Source organism: Kitasatospora sp. NPDC059462 (genome assembly GCF_042749955.1).
GTDB lineage: Bacteria > Actinomycetota > Actinomycetes > Streptomycetales > Streptomycetaceae > Kitasatospora.
Genome location: NZ_JBHYUU010000009.1, coordinates 64,768 through 88,750, shown reverse-complemented (window position 1 = coordinate 88,750; position 23,983 = coordinate 64,768). Strand labels below are relative to the sequence as shown.

The 23,983-nt window shown below is 75.6% G+C and carries 13 protein-coding genes; all 13 read right to left on the bottom strand.

Going from position 1 to position 23,983, the window contains the following annotated elements; all coding sequences use genetic code 11:
• Positions 1-26: 26 nt before the first annotated feature.
• The 13 genes from ACFXAM_RS04760 to ACFXAM_RS04700 all read right to left on the bottom strand — a co-directional run bounded on the left by ACFXAM_RS04760 (position 27) and on the right by ACFXAM_RS04700 (position 23,898).
• Positions 27-1,025, bottom strand: coding sequence for a TauD/TfdA family dioxygenase (locus ACFXAM_RS04760; RefSeq protein WP_380287553.1), 999 nt, complete (start codon positions 1,023-1,025; stop codon positions 27-29).
• Positions 1,026-1,033: 8 nt separating this feature from the next.
• Positions 1,034-1,246: an MbtH family protein gene (locus tag ACFXAM_RS04755; protein ID WP_030311462.1), complete on the bottom strand. Its 213-nt coding sequence runs from the start codon at positions 1,244-1,246 to the stop codon at positions 1,034-1,036.
• A gap of 219 nt (positions 1,247-1,465) precedes the next feature.
• Positions 1,466-2,650 carry a cytochrome P450 gene (locus ACFXAM_RS04750; RefSeq protein WP_380287552.1) on the bottom strand — a complete coding sequence of 395 codons (1,185 nt, stop codon included), beginning with the start codon at positions 2,648-2,650 and terminating at the stop codon, positions 1,466-1,468.
• Positions 2,644-3,498, bottom strand: a complete 855-nt coding sequence (locus ACFXAM_RS04745) for a thioesterase II family protein (RefSeq protein ID WP_380287551.1) — start codon at positions 3,496-3,498, stop codon at positions 2,644-2,646. The genes ACFXAM_RS04750 and ACFXAM_RS04745 overlap by 7 nt, the downstream gene beginning before the upstream one ends.
• 1,504 nt (positions 3,499-5,002) lie before the next feature.
• Positions 5,003-6,829: a non-ribosomal peptide synthetase gene (locus tag ACFXAM_RS04740; RefSeq protein WP_380287550.1), complete on the bottom strand. Its 1,827-nt coding sequence runs from the start codon at positions 6,827-6,829 to the stop codon at positions 5,003-5,005.
• A 70-nt stretch (positions 6,830-6,899) separates the two neighbouring features.
• Positions 6,900-11,369, bottom strand: coding sequence for an amino acid adenylation domain-containing protein (locus ACFXAM_RS04735; protein WP_380287549.1), 4,470 nt, complete (start codon positions 11,367-11,369; stop codon positions 6,900-6,902).
• A gap of 44 nt (positions 11,370-11,413) precedes the next feature.
• On the bottom strand, positions 11,414-16,090 hold the full coding sequence (locus ACFXAM_RS04730) for an amino acid adenylation domain-containing protein (protein WP_380287548.1): 4,677 nt from the start codon (positions 16,088-16,090) through the stop codon (positions 11,414-11,416).
• Between the two features lie 239 nt (positions 16,091-16,329).
• Positions 16,330-17,613, bottom strand: coding sequence for a glutamate synthase-related protein (locus tag ACFXAM_RS04725; RefSeq protein WP_380287547.1), 1,284 nt, complete (start codon positions 17,611-17,613; stop codon positions 16,330-16,332).
• On the bottom strand, positions 17,610-18,620 hold the full coding sequence (locus ACFXAM_RS04720) for an asparagine synthetase A (RefSeq protein WP_380287546.1): 1,011 nt from the start codon (positions 18,618-18,620) through the stop codon (positions 17,610-17,612). The genes ACFXAM_RS04725 and ACFXAM_RS04720 overlap by 4 nt, the downstream gene beginning before the upstream one ends.
• Complete coding sequence (locus ACFXAM_RS04715) at positions 18,617-20,014, bottom strand: methylaspartate mutase (protein WP_380287545.1); 1,398 nt, start codon at positions 20,012-20,014, stop codon at positions 18,617-18,619. The genes ACFXAM_RS04720 and ACFXAM_RS04715 overlap by 4 nt, the downstream gene beginning before the upstream one ends.
• A complete protein-coding gene (locus tag ACFXAM_RS04710) occupies positions 20,011-20,496 on the bottom strand; it encodes a cobalamin B12-binding domain-containing protein (protein ID WP_380287544.1) in 486 nt (161 codons plus the stop codon). Before ACFXAM_RS04710 ends, ACFXAM_RS04715 begins: the two co-directional genes overlap by 4 nt.
• Positions 20,497-20,638: 142 nt before the next feature.
• Complete coding sequence (locus ACFXAM_RS04705; RefSeq protein ID WP_380287543.1) at positions 20,639-21,898, bottom strand: helix-turn-helix domain-containing protein; 1,260 nt, start codon at positions 21,896-21,898, stop codon at positions 20,639-20,641.
• Positions 21,899-22,254: 356 nt separating this feature from the next.
• The gene (locus ACFXAM_RS04700; protein ID WP_380287542.1) at positions 22,255-23,898 is read right to left on the bottom strand and encodes an alkaline phosphatase D family protein; all 1,644 of its coding nucleotides are present in this window, start codon (positions 23,896-23,898) and stop codon (positions 22,255-22,257) included.
• Between the last annotated feature and the right edge of the window lie 85 nt (positions 23,899-23,983).

Below are 23,983 nucleotides of genomic sequence, written 5' to 3'. Positions count from 1 at the left end.
ACGTCACGGGCGGGTGGGGGGCGCCGTCACGCGGCGACGGCGGTGGTCGGCAGGACCGAGGGGCGGCAGTCGAGGACGTCGACCGGGCGGCCCATCGCGACGGCGATCTTCCGGTCGCCGCGGTACGGGTCGCGGCCGTGCGCGCAGAGCACGTTGTCGACCAGCATCACGTCGCCCGCCTGCCAGGTCTCCCGGACGGTGGCGGCCTCGTAGGCGGCGTTCAGCGCCTCGACGTCCTCGCGGGTGAGCGGCTCGCCGTCGCCGAAGCCGGTGTTGAACGGCAGGCCGTCCGGGCCGAACTCCTCGACCATGGCCTCCCGGATGTCCGGGTCGAGCGACCACTCGCTCCAGAACGCCAGGTGGTTGAACCAGGCCTCCTCGCCGGTGTGCGGGTGGTGGATGGTGGCCGGGCGCAGCTGGCTGGTGCGCAGGTTGCCGTCCGCCGTCCACTCCCAGGAGATGCCGTTCTCCCGGCAGTAGCGCTCGACCTCGGCGCGGTCCTCGGTGGCGAAGGCGGTCCGCCAGCCCAGCGAGACGTAGTCGGAGTAGCTGCGGTTCAGGGTCCAGCCGGAGGTCCGGCCGCGCTCGGCCAGGTGCGCCGGCAGGGCGGCGAGGACCTTGCGGACGTCCGCCGTCGGGGTGGCGCCGCCCTCCTCCGGGGCGATCAGGCAGGCGAACAGCAGCCGGCCGGGGAAGGTCAGCGTGTAGCTGTTCTCGTTGTGCATCCGGATCGGTTGCGCGGGCGGCAGGTCGGTCGAGGAGAAGACGCCGTTGCCGAAGTCGCTGCGCGGGGTGGCCTTCTCCCGGTACGGGGTGGGCTCGGGGATCAGGACGTCGCGCACGGCGGCGACGTCCTCGGTGGCGGCGACCGGCAGGCCGCGCAGGAAGATCGTGCCGTGTCGGTGCAGCGCGGCGGTCAGCTCGGCCTCGTGCGCGCGCAGCCAGGCGCAGCCCTCGGCGAGGTCGGCGCCGGCCGGCACGTGGGCGAGGGCCGGGCGGCCGGGGTTCAGCTCCCAGGTGACCATGGCGGCGCTCACCGGCGGTCGAGGCCGGCGACCAGCGAGGCCGGGCGGATGTCGGTCCAGTTGGCCTCGATCCACTCCAGGCACTCCTGGCGGGGGGCCTCGCCGTGGACGGTGGTCCAGCCGGCCGGCACGTCGATCCAGACCGGCCAGAGCGAGTGCTGGTTCTCGTCGTTGACCAGGACGAGGTAGCCGGCGTTGTCGTCCTCGAACGGGTTGCTCACGGTGGTCTCCTCGGTGAGGTGGTGGTCGTGGTGCGGTGATTCGAAGGTAGGGGCGCGCCGGGTCCGGAAGCGGCACGAGGCCCGGCAGGAGAGCGGCAGTTCCGGGACTGCCGTCCTCCTGCGCGGGCCTCGTCGCAGGGGTGTACCGGGGGTCGGGCGGGGGTCGGCGGGCGGGGGGTCGGTCGGGCGGGCGGGGGTCGGTCGGGGTGCTCCTGCTCCTCAGCGCGGGGTGAGCCGGACCGGGAAGCGGTCCAGGCCGAAGTTGATGATCGAGCGGTTGAACTCCGCCGGGCCGGCCGGCTCGATCGACGACGCCTTCTCCAGCGCCGCCGTGAACAGCGCGCTCAGCTCGGTCTTCGCCAGCGGCGCGCCGATGCAGTAGTGGGCGCCCAGCCCGAGCGCCAGGTGCTTGTTGGGCGAGCGGTCGAGGCGGATCTCCTCGGGCGCCTCGAAGGCCTCCGGGTCCCGGTTCGCCGACCACACCCACACCGCGACCCGGTCGCCCCGGCGGATCTGCCGCCCGGCCAGCTCGATGTCCCGGGTGGCGGTGCGCAGCGTGTGCAGCCCGACCGAGGTCCAGCGCAGCAGCTCGTCCACCGCCGAGTCCATCGACACCTCGCCGCGCTGCAACTGCCGCCACAGGTCGGGACGGTTGACCAGGGTGTGCAGCCCCATCGCGGCGGTGTGGCGGACCGTCTGGACGCCGCCGACCACGATGTTGTCCAGGTTGAGCACGACGTCCTCGACCGGCAGCAGCCGGCCGTTCACCTTGTAGGTGGCCATCATCGAGATGAGGTCGTCGCGCGGGTCGCTGCGGCGCAGCATCACCTGGTGCAGCAGGTAGGGGATCAACTGCTGGTGCCCGGCCCGGCGTTCCTCCGGGGTGGCGCCGAGGAACGCCACGTCGCAGACCCGGACCACCATGTCGCGGTCCTTCTCCGGAACGTCCAGCAGGTCGCACATGACGGCCAGCGGCAGCGCGGAGACCACGTCGACGAGGTCCGCCTCGCCCTGCTCGACGGCCCGGTCGAAGAGCTCGGCGGCCCGGTCGGCGATCGAGCGGGAGGCACCGCGCACTCCGCCCTTGGAGAAGAACGGATTGGCGGGGGCCCGCAGTTCGCGGTGCCGGGGCGGGTCGGTGAGGGCCATCATCCGGCCCGAGCCGACCGGGACGTTGCCGACACCGGCCCCCAGCAGCGAGCCGGACTCCGAGCTGAACACGGCCGCGTTGCGCAGCACGTCGGCCGACTCCCGGTAGGTCATCACCGACCAGATCGGCCCGTCGTCGACGGTGTCGGTGCGGTGGACGGGCGCCTGGGCGCGCAGTTCGGCGACCAGCTCCGGGGTGTCGGGGCGGGCCCACAGCGCGGGGTCGGTGAGGTCGACGGAGGTGGTGGTCACCATGACGGCTGCTCCTTGGTGGTGGGGAGGGTGCTCAGGAGGGTGCTCAGGAGGTCGACCGGGCCGGGCCGGTCGACGGTGGCGAGCAGGTGCCCGCCGGGCAGGACGCGGTGGCCGAAGGCGCCCCGGGTGTGGGCGGCCCAGCCGGTGAGGTCGGTGGTGGCGAGCATCGGGTCGTCGGCGCCGGCCAGCGCGTACAGCGCGGAGCCGATCGGGGCATGCGGCCGGTACCGGTAGGTGGCGCTGACCGCGAGGTCGGTGCGGATGCCGCCGAGGGCCAGCTCGACCAGCTCCGGATCGGCCCGGACCAGTTCCTCCAGGCCGGTCAGGCGCAGGAGTTCGGCGGCGTCGAGGTCCTTGGACTCGCGTTCGGTCCACTCGGCGGGGCAGGGCGCCCCGGCCACCACCACCAGCTCGGGCCGGCGGTCGGCGGGCAGCGCCCGGGCCACCTCGTAGGCGAGCAGGGCGCCGAAGCTCTGCCCGTAGAAGGCGGCCCGGTGGCCGGGGCCGAGGTGCGGGGCGAGGGCCCCGGCGACCGCCTCGACCAGGTCGGCGAAGCCGGCGGGCATCGGGTCCCGGCTGCGCCCGCCGCGTGCCGGCGGGCGCAGCGCCCACACCTCGGCGGCGGGGGCGAGGTGCCGCGCCAGCGGGGTGAAGGCGGTGGCGTCCCCACCGGCGTGCGGGAAGCAGAACAGCCTGACCTGGGCGGCGGGCCGGGGCGCGGGGAGGAGGAACCAGTCCCCCTCGGTGCGGGGCCGGGTGGCCGGAACGGCCGGGGCCGGGGCCGGGCGCGGCCGGGCGACGGCGGAGGCGAGGGACCGGGCCGCACCGGACTGCGCGGCACCGACCACTGGACGGGGCCGAGGAGTGATCGGCGGCCGAGCAGACGCGGCAGCGAGCGACCGAACGTCGACTCCATCGACCGGGACAGCGGCCGAAGCGACCGGCTGTACGCCACCACCCACCGGACGGGACGGAGGAGTTGCCGACGACCGGACCCCGGCTCCAGCACCCGGGACAGCGGCTGAAACAACCGGCTGCCGGGCGCCGGGCTGCGCGCCGTCGGATGCCACCGGGACGACCGGTCCCGGTACCGTGTCGGCGGCCGCCAGGCGTTCGGGCCGTGCGACAGAGCCGTGCTCGCCCACGCCGACTTGTCCGGTGGCCGGCCTGACCGGCCGCCGAGCCCCGAGTCGTGGGCCATCGGCTGCCACAGCCATGGCTGTCGGGTGCTTTGCCGCATCACCCGGTGCCGTGGCGTCGATGATCGGCCGGGAGCGGGGAGTGATCGCCGGGCGGGCGGAGGCAAGGGCCCGGGGCTCAGCAGCATCGGCGGGAACCGAGGTCCCGGTCGCCGAGAGGTCCGCGACCATCTGCGCACCGCCAACCGCCACGGAAGCGGCCTCTCCCCCTACCGGGCCGGCCATCGGCCGCGCGGAGGAACCACACTCAGCCACGCCGGGCGGCACCGGCTGCCGGGCCCCGAACAGCTGGCCACCAGCAGTCACAGGGCCATCCGCCACCGGACCAACCGGCCGCGAGCGCGCACCGTGTTCGGCCGTCTCGGGCGTCACCGGCTGCCGGGCAGTCACAGGGCCATCCGCAATCAAGCGAACCGGCCGAGAGCTGGGGATGATCGCCGGGCGGGCGGAGGCAAGGGCCCGGGGCTCAGCGGCATCGGTGGGAACCGAGGTCCCGGTCGCCGAGAGGTCCGCGACCATCTGCGCACCGACGACCGCCACGGAAGCGGCCTCTCCCCCCGCCGGGCCAGCAACCGGCCGCGAGGAAGAACCACACTCAGCCACATCGGCCCGGCCGGCCCCAAGGTCACCGGCGGCCGAGCGCCGGACGGCGAGCCACCAACAACCACAGAACCGTCCGCCAGCGCGGCCTGGACCGCCACGGGCGACACCGGCTGCCCAGCCCCGAACTGCGGACCACCGGCGGCCGCAGGGACGACCGCCACCGCAGCGAGGTCCGCCGCAGGCGACGCCAACTGCCCGGCCCCGAACTGCGGACCGCCAACAGTCACAGAACCGTCCGCCAGCGCAGCGGGGTCCGCATCGGGCGACACTGGCTGCCCGGCCCCGAAGTGCAAGCCACCAGCAACCACAGGATCGTCCGCCAGCGCGGCCTGGTCCGCATCGGGCGACACCAGCTGCCCAGCCCCGAACTGCGAGCCACCAGCAGCCACAGGGGCCACCGCCACCGCAGCGAGGTCCACTGCAGGCGACACCAGCCGCCCGGCCCCAGACTGCGAGCCACCAGCAGCCACAGGGGCCACCGCCGCCGCAGCGAGGTCTGCCGCAGGCGGCACCGGCTGCCGGGTGCCCGGGTGTGGGTGGGGGGTGGTGCTCATCGGACGGCCGGGCGGCGGGGGGCGAGGGTGGGGCGGGCGGTGGCCGGGGCGGTGGTGGCGGCGCGCTGGACGGCCTCGGTGAAGGCGGCGAGGTCGGCGGCGTCCAGCAGGTGGCGCAGCTGGAGCTCGACGTTGAGCTTGCGGCGCAGCAGGTGGACCACCCGCAGGGCGGCGAGGGAGTGGCCGCCGAGGGTGAGGAAGTCGTCGGTGGGCAGCACCTCGGGGACGCCGAGCACGGTGCGCCACACCTCGGCGACCTGCTCCGCCACTCCCCCGCCGGCGGCCTCCGGCGCCGCCGGGGCGGCCGGGGCGGGCAGGGCGCGGTGGTCGACCTTGCCGTTCGGGGTGAGCGGCAGGGCGTCCAGGACGGTCACGGTGGCCGGCACCAGGTGGGCGGGCAGGGTGCGGCGCAGGGCGGCGACCAGGGCGGCGGGGTCGGCGGAGGCGCCGGTGACGTAGGCGGCGAGGCGGGTGTCCCCGGGTGCGGGCTCGTGCACGGTGACGGCGGCGGCGCCGACGCCGTCCAGGGCCGCGACGGCGTGCTCGACCTCGCCGAGTTCGACGCGGAAGCCGCGCAGCTTGACCTGGCGGTCCACCCGCCCGACGTACTCCAGCAGGCCGTCGGCGGAGCGGCGGGCCTGGTCGCCGGTGCGGTACATCCGGGCGCCCGGCTCCTGGGCGAACGGGTCGGCGACGAACCGGCCGGCGGTCAGGCCCGGCTGCCCGGCGTAGCCGTGGGCCAGGCCGGGTCCGCCGAGGTACAGCTCGCCGACCGCGCCGGGCTCGGTGACCGGCACCAGCCGCTCGTCCAGCAGGTGGGCGCGGACGCCGGGCAGCGGCGCGCCGAGGTGCGGGCCGGGGCCGGTGATCCGGGCGGCGATCGCGTCGACGGTGCACTCGGTGGGCCCGTAGAGGTTGAACGCCTCGACGCCGCCGTCGGCCAGCTCGCGCCAGGTGCGCCCGGGGACGGGCTCGCCGCCCATGAACAGGCGCGGGACGCGTGCGCCGCCGCCGAGCAGCGGCTCGCGCAGCAGCTGCCAGTGGGACGGGGTCAGGTCGAGGTCGGTGACGGCGTGCTCGTCGAGCAGGGCGGCCAGGGCGGCCGGGTCGGCGCGCCGGGCGTCGTCGACGACCACGAGGGTGTCGCCGCGGCAGATCCGGGCCCACTGCTGGACGGAGGCGTCGAAGGAGACGCTGGCGTTCCAGGCGACGACGGACGGCCCGGGGCGGTAGGCGCCGATGCCCTCCAGGCCGGCGACGAGGTCGGCGACGGCGCCGTGCGGCACCTCGACGCCCTTGGGGCGGCCGGTGGAGCCGGAGGTGTAGATGACGTAGGCGGGGTCCAGCGGGTGCGGGGCGTCGGGGTCGGCCGGGCCGGGAGCGGCGGGGACGGCGGGCACGGCGGCGTCCGGGCGCAGCACCGTGACACCGGCCGGGACGGGCGGCGCCGCCTGCGCGCTGACCACCGCGGTCAGCCGGGCGTCGGCGGCCATGAAGGCGATCCGCTCGGCCGGGTAGGCGGGGTCCAGCGGGACGTAGGCGGCGCCGGCCCGCCAGACGGCGAGCAGCGCGACCGGCAGGTCGAGGGTGCGGGCGAGGTGGACGCCGACCCGGTCGCCGCGCCGGACGCCGGCGGCGCGCAGGGCGGCGGCCAGGGCGGCGGTGCGGCGCTCCAGGGCGGCGAAGTCGAGGCTGCCGTCGGCGGCGTGCACGGCGGGCCGGCCGGGGTGGGCGGCGACGGCGGCCCGCAGCCGGGACAGCAGGTCGGTGGCGACGGCGGGGGTGGACGGGGCGACGGTGACCGGCTCCGCGAAGGTGGTCATGGCGGGGGTGCTCCTCACTGGGCTGAGCTGACGGGTGGGGTGGGGTGGGCGGTGCTGCCCGGAGTCGGGGTCAGACGTCGGAGGCCAGGCGGGCCAGGGCCGCCGCGTAGGCGTCCATGAACTCCTCCGCCGTGGCGTCGTCGACCAGCGCCCGCTGGTGGTCCACGGCGAGCAGCACCCGCTGGGTGACCGGGTCCTGGATCAGCGAGGCGCCGAAGGTGAAGCTGTTCGGCTCGTGCCGGTAGGTGGGTTCGGTGCCGATCCGGCCGTCCTCGATGCGGGCCGCGCTGAGCCGGCCGAGGGCGTGGAAGCGCAGGTAGCCGAACTGGCTGTCGAGCGCGGTGTCGGCCATCATCCGGGCCAGCCGGGCGAACGGCACCCGGCGGTGCGGCATCATGTCCAGCTCCTCGCGGTGCACGTGCCGCACCAGCGCCGCCAGGTCGTCCCCGGGTTCGGCGACCAGCGGGACGGTGTTGAGGAAGAGCCCGTAGACCTCGGTGCCGCCGAGCCGTTCGAGCCGGCCGTTCATCGCCAGTCCGGTGGTGACCCGGCGGCGCCCGGTGATGCGGGCGAGGGCGTGCAGGTGGGCGGCGAGGGCGACGGACTTGACCGGGACGCCGAGCGCGTCGGCGACGGCCCGCAGCTGCCCGGGCGCGTCCGGCAGCACCCGTTCGACGGTGCGCGGCAGCTCGTGGACGTCCTCGCTGCCCGGCCAGAGCTGGCCGGTGGCGCCGTCGAGCCGCCGGTGCCAGTAGGCGAGCGAGTCCCGGTCCGCGGCGGCGGCCCGTTCGACGGCCACGAAGTCGCGGAAGGCGGTGCGCGGCGGCGGGGCGGGCGCGGAGACCGGGTCGGCGGCGAGTGCGGCGTGCCGTTCGAGGATCTCGGTGAGCAGGGAGGTGAAGCTCCAGCCATCGAGGATCGCGTGGTGTTCGGAGATGGTGAGCTGGAAGGCGTCGGCGGCCAGGCGCTGGACGGTGATCCGGAACAGCGGGGGCGCGGTGAGGTCGAACGGCCGGTCGCGGTGGTGCTCGAAGACGGCCCGGATCGCGGCGTCCTGCTCCTGCTCGGTGCGCCCGCGCAGGTCGGCGAACTCGACCGGGGCGGGCAGCGTGCCGTGCACCAGCTGGAGCGGTTCGCCGTAGCCGGAGAGGTCGAGGCCGGTGCGCAGCACGGCGTGCCGGGCCATCGCCTCGTTGACGGAGCGGCGCAGCGCGGTCTCGTCGAGCTCGCCGCCGAAGCGGTAGGAGTTGACGTTGTGGTAGCTGTCGGTGCCGCCGGCGACCTCCATGTGGAAGACCATCGAGAGCTGCATGGAGACCATCGGGTAGGCGTCGACGATCCCGGGCGGCAGCTCGGCCCGGTCGTCCTCGTCGATCAGCGCGAACGGCCGGCCGGCGTCGGGGTCGGCCTCGACGGGCCGGGCCAGCGGCAGCAGGGCCGCGACGGTGGGCGCGTTGAAGACGTCCCGCAGGGAGAGCTGCCAGCCCCGGTCGTGCAGGGCGCCGGCCAGCTGGACGGCGCGGATGGAGTCGCCGCCGAGGTGGAAGAAGTCGTCGTGGACGCCGATCCCGGGCACCCCGAGCACCTCGGTCCACACGGCGGCGAACAGTTCCTCCTCGGGGGTGCGCGGCTCGGCGTGCCGCCCGGTCCGTTCGGGGGCGGCACGCCCGGGGGCGGGCAGTGCGGCGCGGTCGACCTTGCCGTTGACGGTGAGCGGCAGGGCGTCCAGCACGGTGACGCTCGCCGGGACCATGTAGGCGGGCAGCGAGCGGCCGAGGAAGCCGCGCAGGTCCTCGGGGGCGCGGCCGGTGACGTAGGCGGCGAGCCGGTCCTCGTGCACGGTGACCACGCAGGCGTCGACGTCCGGGTGGGCGGCGACGGCGTTCTCGATCTCGCCGAGCTCGATCCGGAAGCCGCGCAGCTTGACCTGGAAGTCGGCGCGCCCGACGTACTCCAGGCCGCCGTCCGGCAGCCGCCTGGCGACGTCGCCGGTGCGGTAGAGGCGGGCGCCGGGCGGTCCGGCGGGGTCGGCGACGAAGCGGCCGGCGGTGAGGCCGGGGCGGCCCCAGTAGCCGTGGGCGAGGCTCCCGCCGCCGATGTAGAGCTCGCCGGGGACGCCGGGCGGGCAGGGGCGCAGCCAGTCGTCCAGGACGGCCGCGGTGAGGTGGGCCATGGGCTCGCCGATGAGGCTGCGTTCGAAGCCGGCGCCGCCCTCGGCGACGTCGTGGACGGTGACGTGGACGGTGGTCTCGGTGATGCCGTAGAGGTTGCAGAGCCGGGCGGGCGGCAGCGGGTCGAGCTCGTGCCAGCGCTGGACGACGCCCGGGTCCAGGGCCTCGCCGCCGAGCATGATCCAGCGCAGTGCGGGCAGCGCCCGGGGGCGGCGGCGCAGGGCCGGTTCGAGCTGGCGCAGCGCGGAGGGGGTGAGGCACAGGTGGGTGACGTCCTGCTCGTCGAGGAGCGCGGCGAACTCCTCGGGCGAGCGGCTGGTCAGGTACGGCACGACGAGCAGGCGGGCGCCGTGCAGCAGCGCGCCCCACAGTTCCCAGACGGTCCAGTCGAAGGCGTAGCTGTGGAAGAGCGTCCAGGTGGTGTCGGGGCCGAAGCCGAAGTGCTCGCGGCCGGAGTCGAGCAGCCGGGTGACGTGCTCGTGGGCGACGGCGACGCCCTTGGGGCGGCCGGTGGAGCCCGAGGTGAAGATCAGGTAGGCGAGGTCGCCGGGGCGGCCGGCGGCGGGCGGGCGGGTGTCGGGGCGGGCGGCGATCTCGGCGGCCCGGGCGGTGAGGTCGAGGGTCTGCCAGGGGCCGTCGGGGGCGCGGTCGGGGCGGTCGGTGAGGACGGCGGTGACGGCGGTGTCGCCGAAGACCAGGGCGGCCCGGTCGGCGGGGGCGGCGAGGTCGACCGGCACGTAGGCGGCGCCGGTCTTGAGGACGGCGAGGACGGCGACCGGGACGGCGACGGTGCGTTCCAGCAGCAGGCCGACCCGGTCGCCGGGGCGCACCCCGTGGGCGCGCAGGGTGTGGGCCAACCGGTTGGCACGGCGGTCGAGTTCGGCGTAGTCGAGGCGCTCCCGCCCGTCGTCGGCGGCCGGCCGGCCGCCGTGCGCGTCGGCGGCCCGCTCGAAGAGGTGGTGCAGGCAGTGGCCCTCGTCGAGCCGGGCGGGGCGGGGACGCTGCCCGGCCGCGGGGGCGGCGGTGAGCCGGAGCACGGTGGCGTCCGGGTCGGCGAGGGCGGCGTCCAGCAGGGTCGCGTAGTCGGCGGCGAGACGGCGGACGGTGGCGGCGTCGAAGAGGTCGGTGCTGTACTCGGCCTCGCCGCGCAGGGCGTCCGGCCCTTCGCCGGCGGGCTCGAAGACGGACCAGGTGAGGTCGAACTTGCTGGTGCCGTTGGAGCGGACGGTGCGCCGGCCGGTGGCCGCGCCGAGGGCGAGCGGGGTGTCGTCCTCGCCGTGGGCGCCGAACACCACCTGGACCAGCGGCGGGTGCTGCGGGGTGCGGGCGGTGCCGAGGTGGTCGACCAGCTGGTCGAACGGCACGTCGAGGTAGCCGAAGGCGTCGAAGGCGCCGTCCTGGAGGTCGGCGACCAGCCCGCGGAAGGTCGCGCCCGGGTCGAGCTTGATCCGCAGCGGCAGGAGGTTGACGAAGTAGCCGAGCAGGTCGGCGAGTTCGGGCCGGTTGCGGGTGGTGACCGGGGTGCCGACGAGCAGGTCGTCGGCGCCGGTCCAGCGGTTCAGCAGCAGGGCGAAGGCGGCGAGCTGCACGGTGAAGGGGGTGGCGCCCTCCTGTTCGGCGAGGGCCCGGACCCGGGTGGCGGTGCCGGGGGCGAGGCCGAAGTGCTCGGTGGCGCCGCGTTCGCTCCGCTCGGCGGGGCGCGGGCGGTCGGCGGGCAGGTCGAGCAGGGCGGGCGCGCCGTCGAGGCGGTCCTTCCAGTAGGCGAGGTGCTCCTCGTAGGAGGTGAGCCGCTCCTCCTCGGCCCAGTCGGCGTACCCGGTGGCGAGGGCCGGCAGGTCCGGGGTCCGCTGTGCGGCGAACGCCCGGTAGTGCTCGGCGAGTTCGCGCTCGAAGAGTTCGGCGGACCAGCCGTCCCAGATGATGTGGTGGACGACGAACAGCAGGGTGGTGCGCTCGTCGGCGAGCCGGAACGCCTCGGCGCGCAGCAGCGGGCCGGTGGCGAGGTCGAACGGCTCGGCGGCCCGTTCGGCGATCAACTCCTCGGACCGCTCGGCGCGTTCGGCCTCGGGAAGGGCCCGCAGGTCGGTGACGGCCAGTGGCACGGCGAGGGTGTCGTGGACGTGCTGGCGGGGGCCGTCGGGATGCAGGGCGAAGGTGGTGCGCAGGGCCTCCTGGCGGGCGGTGACGGCCTCCAGGGCGCGGGCCAGCAGGCCGAGGTCGAGCGGGCCGGTGACCTCGTAGGTCCAGGGGGTGGTGTAGGTGATGCTCCTCGGGTCCAGGTGGTCGAGGAACCAGAGGCCGCGCTGGAGGCCGGACACGGGTGCGGTGCGGGCCCGGGCGGCGGCCCGGGCGTCGTCGGACGGGCGCACGGCCTCGTTCCCTTCGGTGCGACGGGGGGCGGGGCGGCCGGCCATCACGAGGCCAGCCGTTCGGCGATGGCGCCCACGGTGCGGCCGCGGAACACCACGTGCGGCGCGACCTTGGTGCCGGTCTGCTGGGAGAGCTTCATGGCCACCCGGACGGCCGCCAGCGAATTGCCGCCGATGCGGAAGAAGTTGGTGTCCGGCCCGAGGTCGTCCGGCAGGTCCAGGACGGCGCGCACGGCGTCGGCGACCAGCCGCTGGTGCGGGGTGAGCGGGTCCGCCGGGGCGGCGGCGCGGCGCCCGGCGGGGGCCGGCAGCGCCTTGCGGTCGACCTTGCCGTTGGGGTTGAGCGGCAGCGCGTCCAGCACGTCGACGGTCGCGGGCACCATGTGCTCGGGCAGCAGCCCGGCCAGGTGGTCGAGCAGCGCCTCGGGGGCGGCGGGGTCCGCGCCCGCGTCGAGGGTGACGTAGGCGGCGAGCCGGTGGTCGCCGGGGGCGGGCTCGTGGACGGTGACGGCGGCCTCCCGGACGGCGGGGTGGCGGGTCAGCGCGTCCTCGATCTCGCCGGGCTCGACCCGGAAGCCGCGGACCTTGACCTGGTCGTCGATCCGGCCGGTGATCTCCAGCAGCCCGTCCGGGCGCCGGTGGCCGAGGTCGCCGGTGCGGTAGAGCCGCTCGCCGGGGGCACCGAACGGCGAGGCGACGAAGCGCTCGGCGGTCAGCGCGGGCCGGCCGACGTAGCCGTGGGCGAGGCCGCCGCCGGCCGCGTAGAGCTCGCCGGTGGTGCCGTCGGGGACGGGCTCCAGCCGTTCGTCCAGGACGTGGATCCCCTTGCCGTGCAGCGGGTGCCCGATCGGGATGGCGGCCCCGGCGGCGTCCTCGGCGGTGGCGCGGTGGCAGGTGGTCAGGCCGAGGCTCTCCACCGGGCCGTAGCCGTTGGCGACGACCAGGTCCGGGTACTGGCCGAGCGCCTTCGCGACATGGGTGACGGAGGCCCGCTCACCGGCCGTGAAGGCCACCTTGAGGTCGTCGTAGGTCTCCGGGAACTCCTCCAGCAGGAAGTTGAACAGGCTGGCGGAGAGCTGGAGCTGGGTGACGCCGTGGCGCCGGGTCAGCTCGGCGATGGCCTGCGGGTCGGGCCGCTGGCCGGGCTGCAGCACGCAGACGCCGCCGAAGGCCAGCGCGCCGTACAGCTCCAGGGCGAAGGCGTCCCAGGAGACCGGGGAGCACTGCAGCCAGACCTCGTCGGGGCCGAAGCGGGCATAGTCCTGGCCGAGGTAGGTGGTGGTGAGCGCGCGGTGCGGCACCGCGGCGCCCTTGGGGCGGCCGGTGGAGCCGGAGGTGAACATCACGCAGGCGAGGTCGTCGCCGGTGACGGGCACGCCCGGGTCGTGGGCGGGGCGGGCGGCGATCGCGGCGGCCTGCGCGTCCAGGTCGAGGTGGCGCCCGACCGGGAACGGCGGGCTCGCGTGGTGGTGGGTGACCAGCAGCGAGGCCGCGCAGTCGGCGAACGCGCCGGCCAGCCGGTCGGCCGGGAAGTCCGGGTCGAGCAGGGTGTAGGCGGCGCCGGTCCTGAGCACGGCGAGCAGGGCGACCACCAGGTCCGGCCCGCGGTCGACCAGCACGGCGACGGTGTCGCCGCGGCCGGTCCCGCCGGCGGCCAGGTGGTGCGCGAGCCGGTTCGCCCGGGTGTCCAGCTCGCCGTAGGAAAGGCGCTGTTCGCCGCAGACCAGGGCGGTCGCCGCGGGGGCCTCGGCGGCCCGGGCCCCGACCAGGGCGTGCACCGGCGTCCCGACGGCGGCGGCGAGGGTGCCGAGCCAGGCCTCGCAGAGCTCGGCCATGGTGGCGGCGTCGAACAGGTCGGAGTCGTACTCGAAGCGGCCGGTGAAGTCGGTGCCCCGGTCGTCGACGGAGATCGACAGGTCGAAGCGGGAAACCGGGTTGGAGTACAGCTCGCGGGTCACCTCGACACCGCCGACGGTCAGCGGGCGGGTGTCCAGCGGGTGGAGTTCCAGCAGCACCTGGCAGAGCGGGTTGCGGTTCTCGGCGCGGTCCTCCGGGCGGTCCTCCAGGACGCTCGCCGCGATGTCGTCGAACGGCGCCTCCTGGTGGCGGTAGCCGGCGATCGCCACCTCGCGGACGTGCCGGACCAGTTGACGGAAGTCCATGGTCTCGCCGACCCGCACCCGCAGCGGCAGCAGGTTGACGAAGTAACCGACCAGGGCGTCGAGTTCGGCCCTGCCGCGGAGGCTCACCGGGGAGCCGAGCACCAGGTCGCGCTGTCCGGTGCGGCGGTGCAGGGTGAGCGCCAGACCGGCCAGCAGGACCATGAACGGGGTGGCGTCCTCGCTGCGGGCCAGCGCGCGGACCGCCTCGGCGACCGGGCGCGGCATCGCGAAGCGGTGGAAGTCGCCGCGGAAGCGCTGGACCTCGGGCCGGGGGTGGTCGGTGGGCAGCGCGGGTTCGGTCGGCGCGTCGGCCAGGTGCTCGCGCCAGTGGGCGAGTTGGCGCTCGGCGTGGGCCGGGTCCCGGTACTGCCAGGCGCTGTAGTCGGCGTACTGGACGGCGGGCTCGGGCAGGGCGGCCGGGCGGCCGGCGGCCAGCGCCTCGTACAGGGCGGCGAGTTCGCCCTCCAGGACGGGCAGCGAGCCCTCGTCCCAGACGATGTGGTGGCAGAGCAGCAGCAGGGTGGAGGTGTCCCCGGTGCGGTAGAGGTGGGCGCGCAGCAGCGGGCCGCTCTCCAGGTCGAAGGGGACCAGCGCGGCCTCGGCGACCAGTGCGTCGACCCGCCCGGCCTCCGTGTCGGTCACCGCGAACGGCACGTCCACGGCGGGGTGGACCAGCTGACGGGGGCCGTCCTCGGCCAGCTCGAAGGTGGTGCGCAGCGCCTCGTGCCGCGCCACCACGCCCTCCAGGGCCAGCCGCAGCAGCTGCGCGTCGGCCGGGCCGGCGAAGCGGAACACCCAGGGCACGACGTAGGTGGGCGCGCCCGGGTTCCACTGGTCGAGGAACCAGAGCCCGCGCTGGTTCGGGGACAGCGGCGCGCGGGCGGCGCCGGTGCGGATCAGCGGCGGGCGCTCGCCGTCGGCGGCGGCGGTGACGGCGGCGGCGAACTCGGCGAGGGTCGGGGCGTCGAAGATGGTGTACGGGGAGATCATCCCGAAGACGTCGAAGACCCGGCCGACCACCCGCACGGCGGTGAGCGAATCCCCGCCCAGGTGGAAGAAGTTGTCGTCGGCGCCGACCTCGGGCACACCCAGCACGTCCGCCCAGACGGCGGCGATCAGCTGCTCGGCGGGGGTGCGCAGCGGGCGGCCGGCCGGGGCGGCGTCCGGCGCGGCCGGGGCGGCCTGCGGCTCGGGCAGCGCGGCGCGGTCGGTCTTGCCGCCGGCGGTCAGCGGGAAGGCGTCCAGCACCGTGACGGTGGCCGGGACCATGTGCTCGGGCAGCCGCTCGGCCAGGTGGGCGCGGAGTGCGGCGGGGTCGGGGGCGTCGCCGGTGACGTAGCCGGCGAGCCGGCCCTCGTGGGCGACGACCACGGCGCCGGTGACGCCGGGGCGGGCGGCGAGCAGCTGCTCGATCTCGCCGGGCTCGACCCGGAAGCCGCGGATCTTCAGCTGGTGGTCGGCGCGGCCGACGAACTCCAGCGGGGCGTCCGGGCCCTCACGGCGCACGACGTCGCCGGTGCGGTACATCCGGGCGCCCGGCTCGGGCGCGAACGGGTCCGCCACGAACCGGCCCGCCGTCAGGCCGGGGCGGCCGTGGTAGCCGGAGGCGAGCAGCGGCCCGCCGAGGTAGAGCTCGCCGCTCTCGCCGGGCCCGGTGACCGGGCGCAGCCGGTCGTCCAGGACGTAGGCGCGGCGCTCGCCCAGCGGGGTGCCGATCGGGACCGGCTCCGTGCGCGGGGCGCCGGACAGCTCGTGGACGGTGGCGGTGACCACGGTCTCGGTGGGCCCGTAGGCGTTGAGCAGCGGCACTCCGGTGGCGGTCCACCAGACGGCCGCGGTGTCCGGGTAGAGCCGGTCGCTGCCGGAGATCATCAGGCGCAGGGTGCGCGGGGCCCGGGCGCGGGAGCGCAGGGCCGTCACCACCTCCTGGAAGTAGCCGGCCGGGAGGTTGGCCACGGTGACGCCCTCGGCGTCCAGCAGGTCCAGCAGGGCGTCCGGGCCGAGCAGGTGCTGCTCGGGCACGAGCAGGCAGGCCCCGGCGGACAGGGTGGTGAGCACCTGCTCGACGGCGACGTCCACGGTGGGGCGGGCGAGGTGCAGCACGACGTCGTCGGCGGTGAGGCCGAAGCGGTCGACGGCGGCCGTCAGGTGCCCGGTCAGCGCGTCCAGCGGCACGTGCACGCCCTTGGGGCGGCCGGTGGTGCCGGAGGTGTAGATGAGGTAGCCGGGGGCGGGCGCGGCCTCGGGCCCGTCGGCGGGCGCGAGGCGGACGAGCTCGCCGTCGGTGAGGGCGAGACCGGCGCCGGCGTCCTCGCGGATCCAGCGGTTGCGCTCCTCGGGGGCCTCCCGGTCCAGCGGCAGGTAGGTGGCCCCGGCCCGGAGGGCGGCGAGCAGGCCGACCAGGTGGTCCAGCCGGTCGCGGCCGGTGACGGCCACCGTCCGCCCGGGGGCGATCCGGGCGGCGAGGGCGCCGCTCAGCTCGTCCAGCTCCCGGTAGCGCAGGGTCCGGGCGCCGAGCCGTACGGCCGGCCGGTCCGGATACCGGTGCGCGACGGACATGAAGGGGAAACCGCGAGATTCCATCATCCAACCCCGATGAATTGACGACGCTGCGGGCAGTGGTCTCGACCCTAGGGCGGCTTTCCGGGGCCGATCGGCAGAACTCCCGGAAGATCATCGGCAGTTTCAACTGCCGCTTGGTTAAGGCGACTTGAGGAAACGCGACCGGCCCGCCGGGGCGCACGGGGCGCCTCGGCGGGCTCGGGGGAAAACGGTCTTCGGTTGTCGCGGAATGCGGCTCAGAATTCCCGGGGGAAATCCCGGGAGAAATCCGGGGACCACACGTCGGCCCGGTCCAGGGCGGCCGGGGCGTACTTCCCGAGCGCGCTGATCAGCAGCCGCAGTTCGAGCGCGAGGCAGTCGGCGAAACGGATCAGCCCCGCCTGCGGGTCCTCCGCCGCGGCCAGCAGGGCCGCCCGGCCCAGGCCCACCGCACGGGCGCCCAGCGCCAGGCTCTTGACCGCCCGGCCGCCCTCCCACATCCGGCCCGAGACCAGCAGGCAGGGCGGCGGCCCGGCGGCCGCCAGCCGGCGCAGGCACTCCGCCAGCGGCAGCCCGACCTGCGCCGGGAAGACCCCCGGCGCCCAGCCGGTGCCGCCCTCCGCGCCGTCCACGGTGACGGCGTCGGCGCCCGCCTCGGCGGCCACCCGGGCGGCCTCGGCGACGTCCCGGCCGGGGTGCAGCTTCACCCAGACCCGGGCCCGGGGGAAGTTGTTGCGCATCAGCCGGATCTGCTGGCGCAGGATCTCCGCGGTGAAGGTGCCCGGGGTGCCGGCGCGCAGCACCCGGCCGTCCTCGCCGAAGACCGGGTCCAGGCCGTAGCGGTCGCCGAGCCGGGCGGCGGCGTCCGGCTCCAGGACGGTCATGCCGCCGAGCCCCGGCTTCGCCCCCTGTCCGACCTTCAACTCGAAGGCCAGGCGCCCGGATTCGAGCAGCGGAAGGGCCGCGGGGTCGCTGTACAGCAGGTTCCACACCTCGGCGTCGGCGTCCTCGGTGGACTGCTGGACGGCCACCCCGCCCAGCCCGTCCGGCAGGTGCTCGGCGTAGGCGCGCAGCCGGCCGAGCAGGGCGCGGTCGGCGGCCTCGCCGAGCCGGCCGTAGCCGTTCACCGGGACGACGTTCTCACCGATCACCATCGGCAGGCCGAGCGCGCCCGCCTGCCGGCTCAGCGCCAGGCCGAGGTCCCCGCCGGCCGCCCGGGTGGAGCCGGTCGCGGACACGTAGACCGGCAGGGCCGACTCGAACCCGCCGATGGTGGTGGCGAGTTCGACGTCCCGGTAGTCCGGCTCGCGGCCCAGGTCGATCAGCTTGGCCAGCCGCTGCGGCACGAAGACCGGCGGCACGATCCGCAGCGCGTCCAGGGCGTCCGGGGTGTCCGCCGGGCCGGATCCGCCGGCCGGGCGCTCGGCGCCGAACAGCACCTGCCCGTAGCTGCCGGGCGGCGGGAAGGCCGCCGCCGTCCCGGTCCTGGCCCGCTGCCGGACCTCCTCCTCCGGGAACCCGGGGGCGCTGAGGTCGCTCACGGCGAGACCACCCCCGCCACCTTCGGGAACGCGCTGGCCTGCCAGACCGCGTCCAGACCGGCGACGTAGCGGGTCAGCCGCTCGACGCCGATGCCGAAGCCGGCGCTGCCGGGCACGCCCTCGCGGACCAGGTCCAGGTACCAGCGGTACTTCTGCGGGTTCTCCCCGGTCTCGCGCATCCGGGTGACGATCTCGGCGTAGTCGTTGGTGCGCTGGCTGCCGCTGCACAGCTCGCCGTAGCCCTCGGCCGCGATCAGGTCGAAGTTCCGCAGCAGGCCCGGGTGCTCGGGGTTCTCCCGGTCGTAGAAGCCGCGCGAGCCCTTGGGGTAGTCGGTGACGAAGAACGGCCGGTCCCGCCGGCCGGAGAGCAACGCCTCACCGGCCCAGTCGAGTTCGGCGTCCGGGCTCTGCGGGTGGCCCAGGCCCCGGAGTTCGGCGACCGCCTCGGAGTGCCGCATCCGGCCGAAGGAGCCCTTCAGCAGCTCGGCGAACGCCGCGGTGTCGCGGCCGAGTTCGGCGAACTCCTTGGGCAGCTCGCGCACCGTGGCGGCGACCATGTGGACCACCAGCTCCTCGACGAGCTGCACGGCGTCGTCCCGGCTCGCCCCGGCCACCTCAACGTCGAGCTGGTGGAACTCGGCCAGGTGGCGGCTGGTCCCGGCGGTCTCCAGCGGCTCCAGCCGGACGTTCGGCGCGATGCAGAAGATCTTGTCGAAGGCCAGCAGCGAGGCCTGCTTGTAGAGGATCGCGCTGGTCATCAGCTTGTAGCGGTGGCCGTAGAAGTCGACGTCGACCTGCTTGGAGCCGCGCGAACCGGGGTCGGTGACCGGGCCGATGATCGGCGGGAGCAGTTCGGTGAAGCCCCGGCCGCGCAGGTGGTCGCGGGCGGCGGAGAGCAGGTGGTGCTGGATCCGCAGCGCGGCGCGGGTGGACGGGGAGGTCAGGTGGCGGCCGGGGTCCGGGAGCTTCGCGGCGGCGGTCGCGGGGGTGGGCCCGTCGGTGGTCATGGCGTGGTGAGTCCCAACTCTCGTGGTGCGGCGGGTGTGCGGTCGAAGGCGAGGTCCGGGGTGTCGAGGTGCGGGCTGTCGAGGTGCCGGGTGGCGAGGTGCGGGGCGCCGGCGGCGTGGCTGTCGTAGCTCCACTGGACGTGGGAGAGCGCGCCGAGCAGGTCGGCGGAGCCGAGGATCGGCGGGCGCGGGCCGCCGGACAGGCCGGCGATCGGCATCGCGCCGACGTCGGACCAGTGCAGCCGCCCGTCCGGCCCGAGCGAGCTGCGGGCCCGCCCGGCGTTGTCGGGGTGCAGGCAGTAGGGCACGTCCAGGTAGCCCGCCGCGAAGGCGCGGACCAGCGCCCGGCCGATGTCGGCGTCCAGCTCCAGCACGGCGCCGATCAGCGCCCGCGCCTCCGCCTCGATGCCGGTCTCGGGCACGGCGCGCGGCGGGCGCGGCTGCTCGGTGCCCGCGGCCGCGGCGGCCGTCTCCAGGGCCCTGACGTTCTCGGCGACGGTCGGGATCCGGTGCGCCTCGGCCGTCGTCTTCACGATCAGCCGGGCCGCCCCGGTGCGCACCGCCAGCCGGGCGGCGTCCTCCAGCAGCAGCCGGGCGCCGCCGGGGGTGCGCGGGAAGACGCCCATGTAGGCGTAGAGCACGAGGTGGTGGTCGACGTCCGGCAGCAGCTCCCCGGCGAGCCGGCCGAGCGCGGTCAGCGCCTCCTCGTCCTGCCGCGGGTCGGGCTGCTGGGCGTAGCTGAGCGAGATGCTGCGCAGCCCGTGCTGGCGGAAGAACAGTGCCTCCAGCACGCTCACCGCGATCAGCAGGCTCGGCGGGCAGAGCTGGCCCATCAGACAGCCGCCGAACGTCTCCAGGTGCGGTTCGGCGCCGAACTCCCGGATCGAGGCCAGCAGTTCGCAGCTCCGCCGCCAGCTCTCCACCGCCTCGCGCAGCGGGGTGCGGCTGTACGGCAGGCAGTACGAGACCGGGCCGCCCTCGGTGGCGTCCAGGCCGACCGCGAGCAGCGCGCGGACGATGTGCTCGGGCCGCGCCGAGCCGTGCCGGACCTGCACCGGGAAGCCCGCGCCGGCGAGGCCGCGCAGCACCGCCCGGGTGACGTCCACCGGGTGGCCCGCGATCGGGTAGCCGTTCAGCCCCACCCCGTCGGCCAGGGCGCGGCGGGCGGCGGCGAGGTCGCCGGTGCGGGTGTAGCTGTCCAGGGTGATGGTGCCCACCGTGACGGCGTCGGCGTCCCGGGTGGCGAGCAGGCCCTCGCGCATCCGCAGCGGGTCGGCCATGCCCATCCGGGGCTGGACGACCAGGGCGCCGGCGGCGCGGGCCCGGGCGACGAAGGCGCCGAAGCCCGCTCCGGCGGGGAGGGAGCCGCCCGGTGCGGCGGTGACGGCGCTCACCGCGGGCCCCGGGAGACGCTCGCCACGGGCAGGGCGGCGGTGGGCAGCGAGCCCACGAAGGCACGGAAGTCGGCGACCGAGCGGCCCTCCTCGAAGACGCCGTCGAACCCGGCGGCGAGCAGCGAGCGCTGCCGGTCCGGATCGCCGGGCCCGGCGATGGTGAGCTTCCCGCCGATCACCGTGGGCGTGCCGGAGAGCTCGGGGCAGCCGCGCAGGGCGCGGATCACCCGCAGGCCGTCGTGGTAGCCGTGGCCGTTGACGCTGCTCAGCACGATGAGGTCGGGTGCGGTCCGGCGGCACTCGGAGACCAGCAGTTCGTCCGGCACGCAGGCGCCCAGGTTGGTGACCCGGTGGCCCAGCTCCTCCAGCAGCAGTTGCAGGAAGACCAGGTTCCAGGTGTGCGAATCCGACGCCATCGTCGTCACGACGACCTCCAGCCCGGGCGGTTCGGCCTCGGCGCGCTGCTGCTCCAACTGGTCCACGGCGCAAACCCTCTGTGTCGGTGAGTGATGGGTCGGTCAGTGATGGGGCGGTGGGTGACGGACAGAACGCTAGGGAGGATCCGGCGGGCGGACCGGCAGCTCGCCCGGCAAGTGACGGGCAGTATCCGCGGCGGGGGCGCGGTCAGCTCGCGGCCGCCAGCACCGGGTACGCCCCGGCGGCGCCGAACAGCCGGCGGCAGAGGTTCAGCACGGTGAAGCGCACGCCGTCGCGGGCGGGGACGCTGCGGATCAGCCCGCTCGCCAGCAGCTCGTGCACGGCGGCCAGCGATTCCTGGGGCGGCCGCCCGCTCAGCTCGACGGCGTCCTCGCCCGACCAGTCGCCCGGTTCGGCGGCCAGCCGGGCCAGCAGGTCGCGCTGGCCCAGCGTCAGCCGGTCGAGCGCCGCGTCCAGCGCCTCGCCGACCCCACCGCTCCCGCCGAACCCGGCCGGGGGCGGCGCCAGCTGGAACGGTCCCTCGGCCAGCCTGGCCACCAGCTGGCGCGGCGAGAGCACGGTCGACCAGGCCGCGGCCAGCTCCAGCGCGCCCGGCAGGCCGTCCAGCAGCCGGCAGAGCGCGGCCACCGCCGGCGCCTCCTCCGGCTCCAGCCGGTAGCCGGGGCGCAGCCGGCGCAGGTGCGACAGCAGCAGCCGGACGGCGCCCACCTCGGCGAGCGCCGCCGGATCGTGGTCGAGCTCCGGCCCCGGGGTGGGCAGCGGGGCGAGCGGGATCACCTGGCCGCCGGGCAGCGGCTGCGCGACCCGGGCGGTGATCAGCACCCGCAGGCCGGGGCAGCGCTGGAACAGCTCGTCCAGCAGGGCGGGCTCCACACCGCTGTCGGCGCCGTCCAGGACCAGCAGGGTGGGGCGGCTGCCGATCGCCCGGACCAGCTCGTCCCGGCGCTCGGGGCCCATCCCGGGCTGGCGGGCCCAGTCCGTCCAGCGCACCGACCAGTGGGCCGACAGGTGCAGCCGGCGGGCCGCCTCCAGCACCAGCCGGGTCTTGCCGACCCCGCCGAGGCCGGTCACCGTGACCAGCCGGTCGCCGTGCACGGCCAGGGCCTCGGTCAGCACGTCCGTCTCCGGCTCGCGGCCGACGATCGCGCCGCGGGCCACCGGCGGGGCGGCCGGCTCGTCGCGCGGCTCCTCGGCGAGCGCCTGGCGGCGTGCGGCCGCCTCGAACACCGAGCGGCTGCGGCCCTCCAGCCGCAGCGCGTCGGCCAGCAGCCGGACCGTCTCCTGCCGGGGGCGCTGCACCCGTCCGCTCTCCATGTCGCGGATCGCCCGGACGCTCAGGGTCGCGTGATCGGCGAGGACCTGCTGGGTCAGGCCGATGCGCTCGCGCCGGATCCTGAGCAGCTCTCCGAAGCCCGCCGCCGACTGCAGGGTGTGAACGCCGTCCATGCTCCGTCCGCCTTCCGTGGGTTGGCCAACTACCGGGGACCAGGGGCTCGGGCCGCCGGGGCGGTGCGCCGAGGACGGCGCCGGGCGGTGGTGACCGCCGAGCCGGGTTCCCCTGCCCGCAGATGCTCCACGGCCCTGCTCTACGGCCGATCAACGGCCGATCACCGCAGGTTCACGACACCTCCGCATCGTCCACGAACCCTGCCTCGCGGCGAGGGGAGGCGGGGCGTGGCAGGGCGGGGCGCCGGGGGACGGGGGACGGGGGACGGGGCGCCGGGGGCGGACACGGGACCGGCCCGGGCGTACCGCGTCGGAAGACGGTACGCCCGGGCCGGTGGCCGGGAAGGGGCCGGGCGTCAGACGCGCTGCATGCCCGGGTTGTAGGCCTCGCTGACGAAGGAGGCGGCCGTGCTGACCGTGCCGCCCGGGCGGGTGATGTGCGAGATCACCCGGTAGTCGGCCCGCGCGTGCTCCTCGTTCAGGGTGATCGCGGTGTAGCCGCGCCGCCCGTCGTAGAACTTCATGTGCGGGTTGGCGGCCGTCAGGGTGGCCCAGTTGCCCGGGTGCTCCGCGCCGTCGCCGTCGCTGGCGATCGAGGTGCCGACGATCTCGACGCCGACGGTCCGCGAGTCCGGGTCGTCGAAGTCGCGCTTGACGTCCATCGCGTAGGCGACGTGCACGTCACCGGTGAGGACGACCAGGTTCTCCACGCCGATGTCCTCGACGCCGGCCAGCAGCCGCTCGCGCGCGGCCGGGTAGCCGTCCCAGGCGTCCATGGAGAGCCGGGACTTCGCCTCGGTGGTGTTCTTCCGCCGGGAGAAGACCACCTGCTGCGGCACGACGTTCCACACCGCCTTGGACTTGCGGAAGCCCTCCAGCAGCCAGCGCTCCTGGGTGGCGCCCATCAGCGTGCGGGCCGGGTCCTCCGACTCCGGGGTGGGGAACTGCCAGCCGTCGCCGTTGGCCTGGTCGGAGCGGTACTGGCGGGTGTCGAGGATGTCGAACTGGGCCAGCTTGCCGTAGTGGTGACGGCGGTAGAGCTTGAGGTCGGTGGCGTCCGGCCGGGGCATGCGCAGCGGCATGTTCTCCCAGTAGGCGCGGGTGGCGGCGGCGCGGCGGGCGACGAAGGCCTCCACCGACTGGTTCTTCTCCGGGATGCCGGCGGCGTAGTTGTTCTCCACCTCGTGGTCGTCCCAGGTGACGAACCAGGGGTGCGCGGCGTGCGCGGCCTGGAGGTCGGGGTCGGCCTTGTAGAGGGCGTACCGCAGCCGGTAGTCCTCCAGGGTGGTGGTCTCGTGGTTGAACAGCGACGGCAGGTTGCGGTCGGTGTACTTGCGGTCGCCGCCGACGGCGTCGATGCCGTACTCGTAGATGTAGTCGCCGACGTGGAAGACGGCGTCGAGGTCCTCGTTCGCGAGGTGCTTGTAGGCGGTGAAGTAGCCGTCCTCGTAGGCCTGGCAGGAGACCAGGCCGAAGCGGACCTCCTCGATCCGGCGGCCGCGCGCCGGGGAGGTGCGGGTCCGGCCGACCGGGCTGATCCAGGAGCCGACCTTGAAGCGGTACCAGTGGACGCGGTCCGCGTCGAGGCCGTCGACGTCCACGTGCACCGTGTAGTTGAACTCGGCGTGGGCCTTGGCGGTGCCGCGCCGGGCGACCTTGCGGAAGTGCTCGTCCCGGGCGATCTCCCAGTCGACCTTGACCACGCCGGCCGGCGGCAGGCCGTTGCCGGGCTCCAGCGGGCGGGGCGCGAGACGGGTCCAGAGCACGACCGCGTCACTGAGCGGGTCGCCGGAGGCGACGCCGAGGGTGAACGGGTTCTCGGTCAGCGTGCGGGGCGCGATCTCGGCGTCCGCGGCGTGCGCGTTCGGCAGGTTGGTGGTGAACGCCAGCGCGGCGGCCGCCGAGGTGACGGTCAGGAAGCGGCGGCGGCCCATCCCGAGCCGGGTCGCGGCATCCCGGAACTGCTGGTCGTGCGAGGCCTGGTCGTCTGTGCGAGCCATGGGTCTGGACTGCCTTCCGTACGCTGGGCTGCACCGGCGCGGGCACCGGCTGTGTACGGACGGTATTGGACGGCACGGCGCCGTA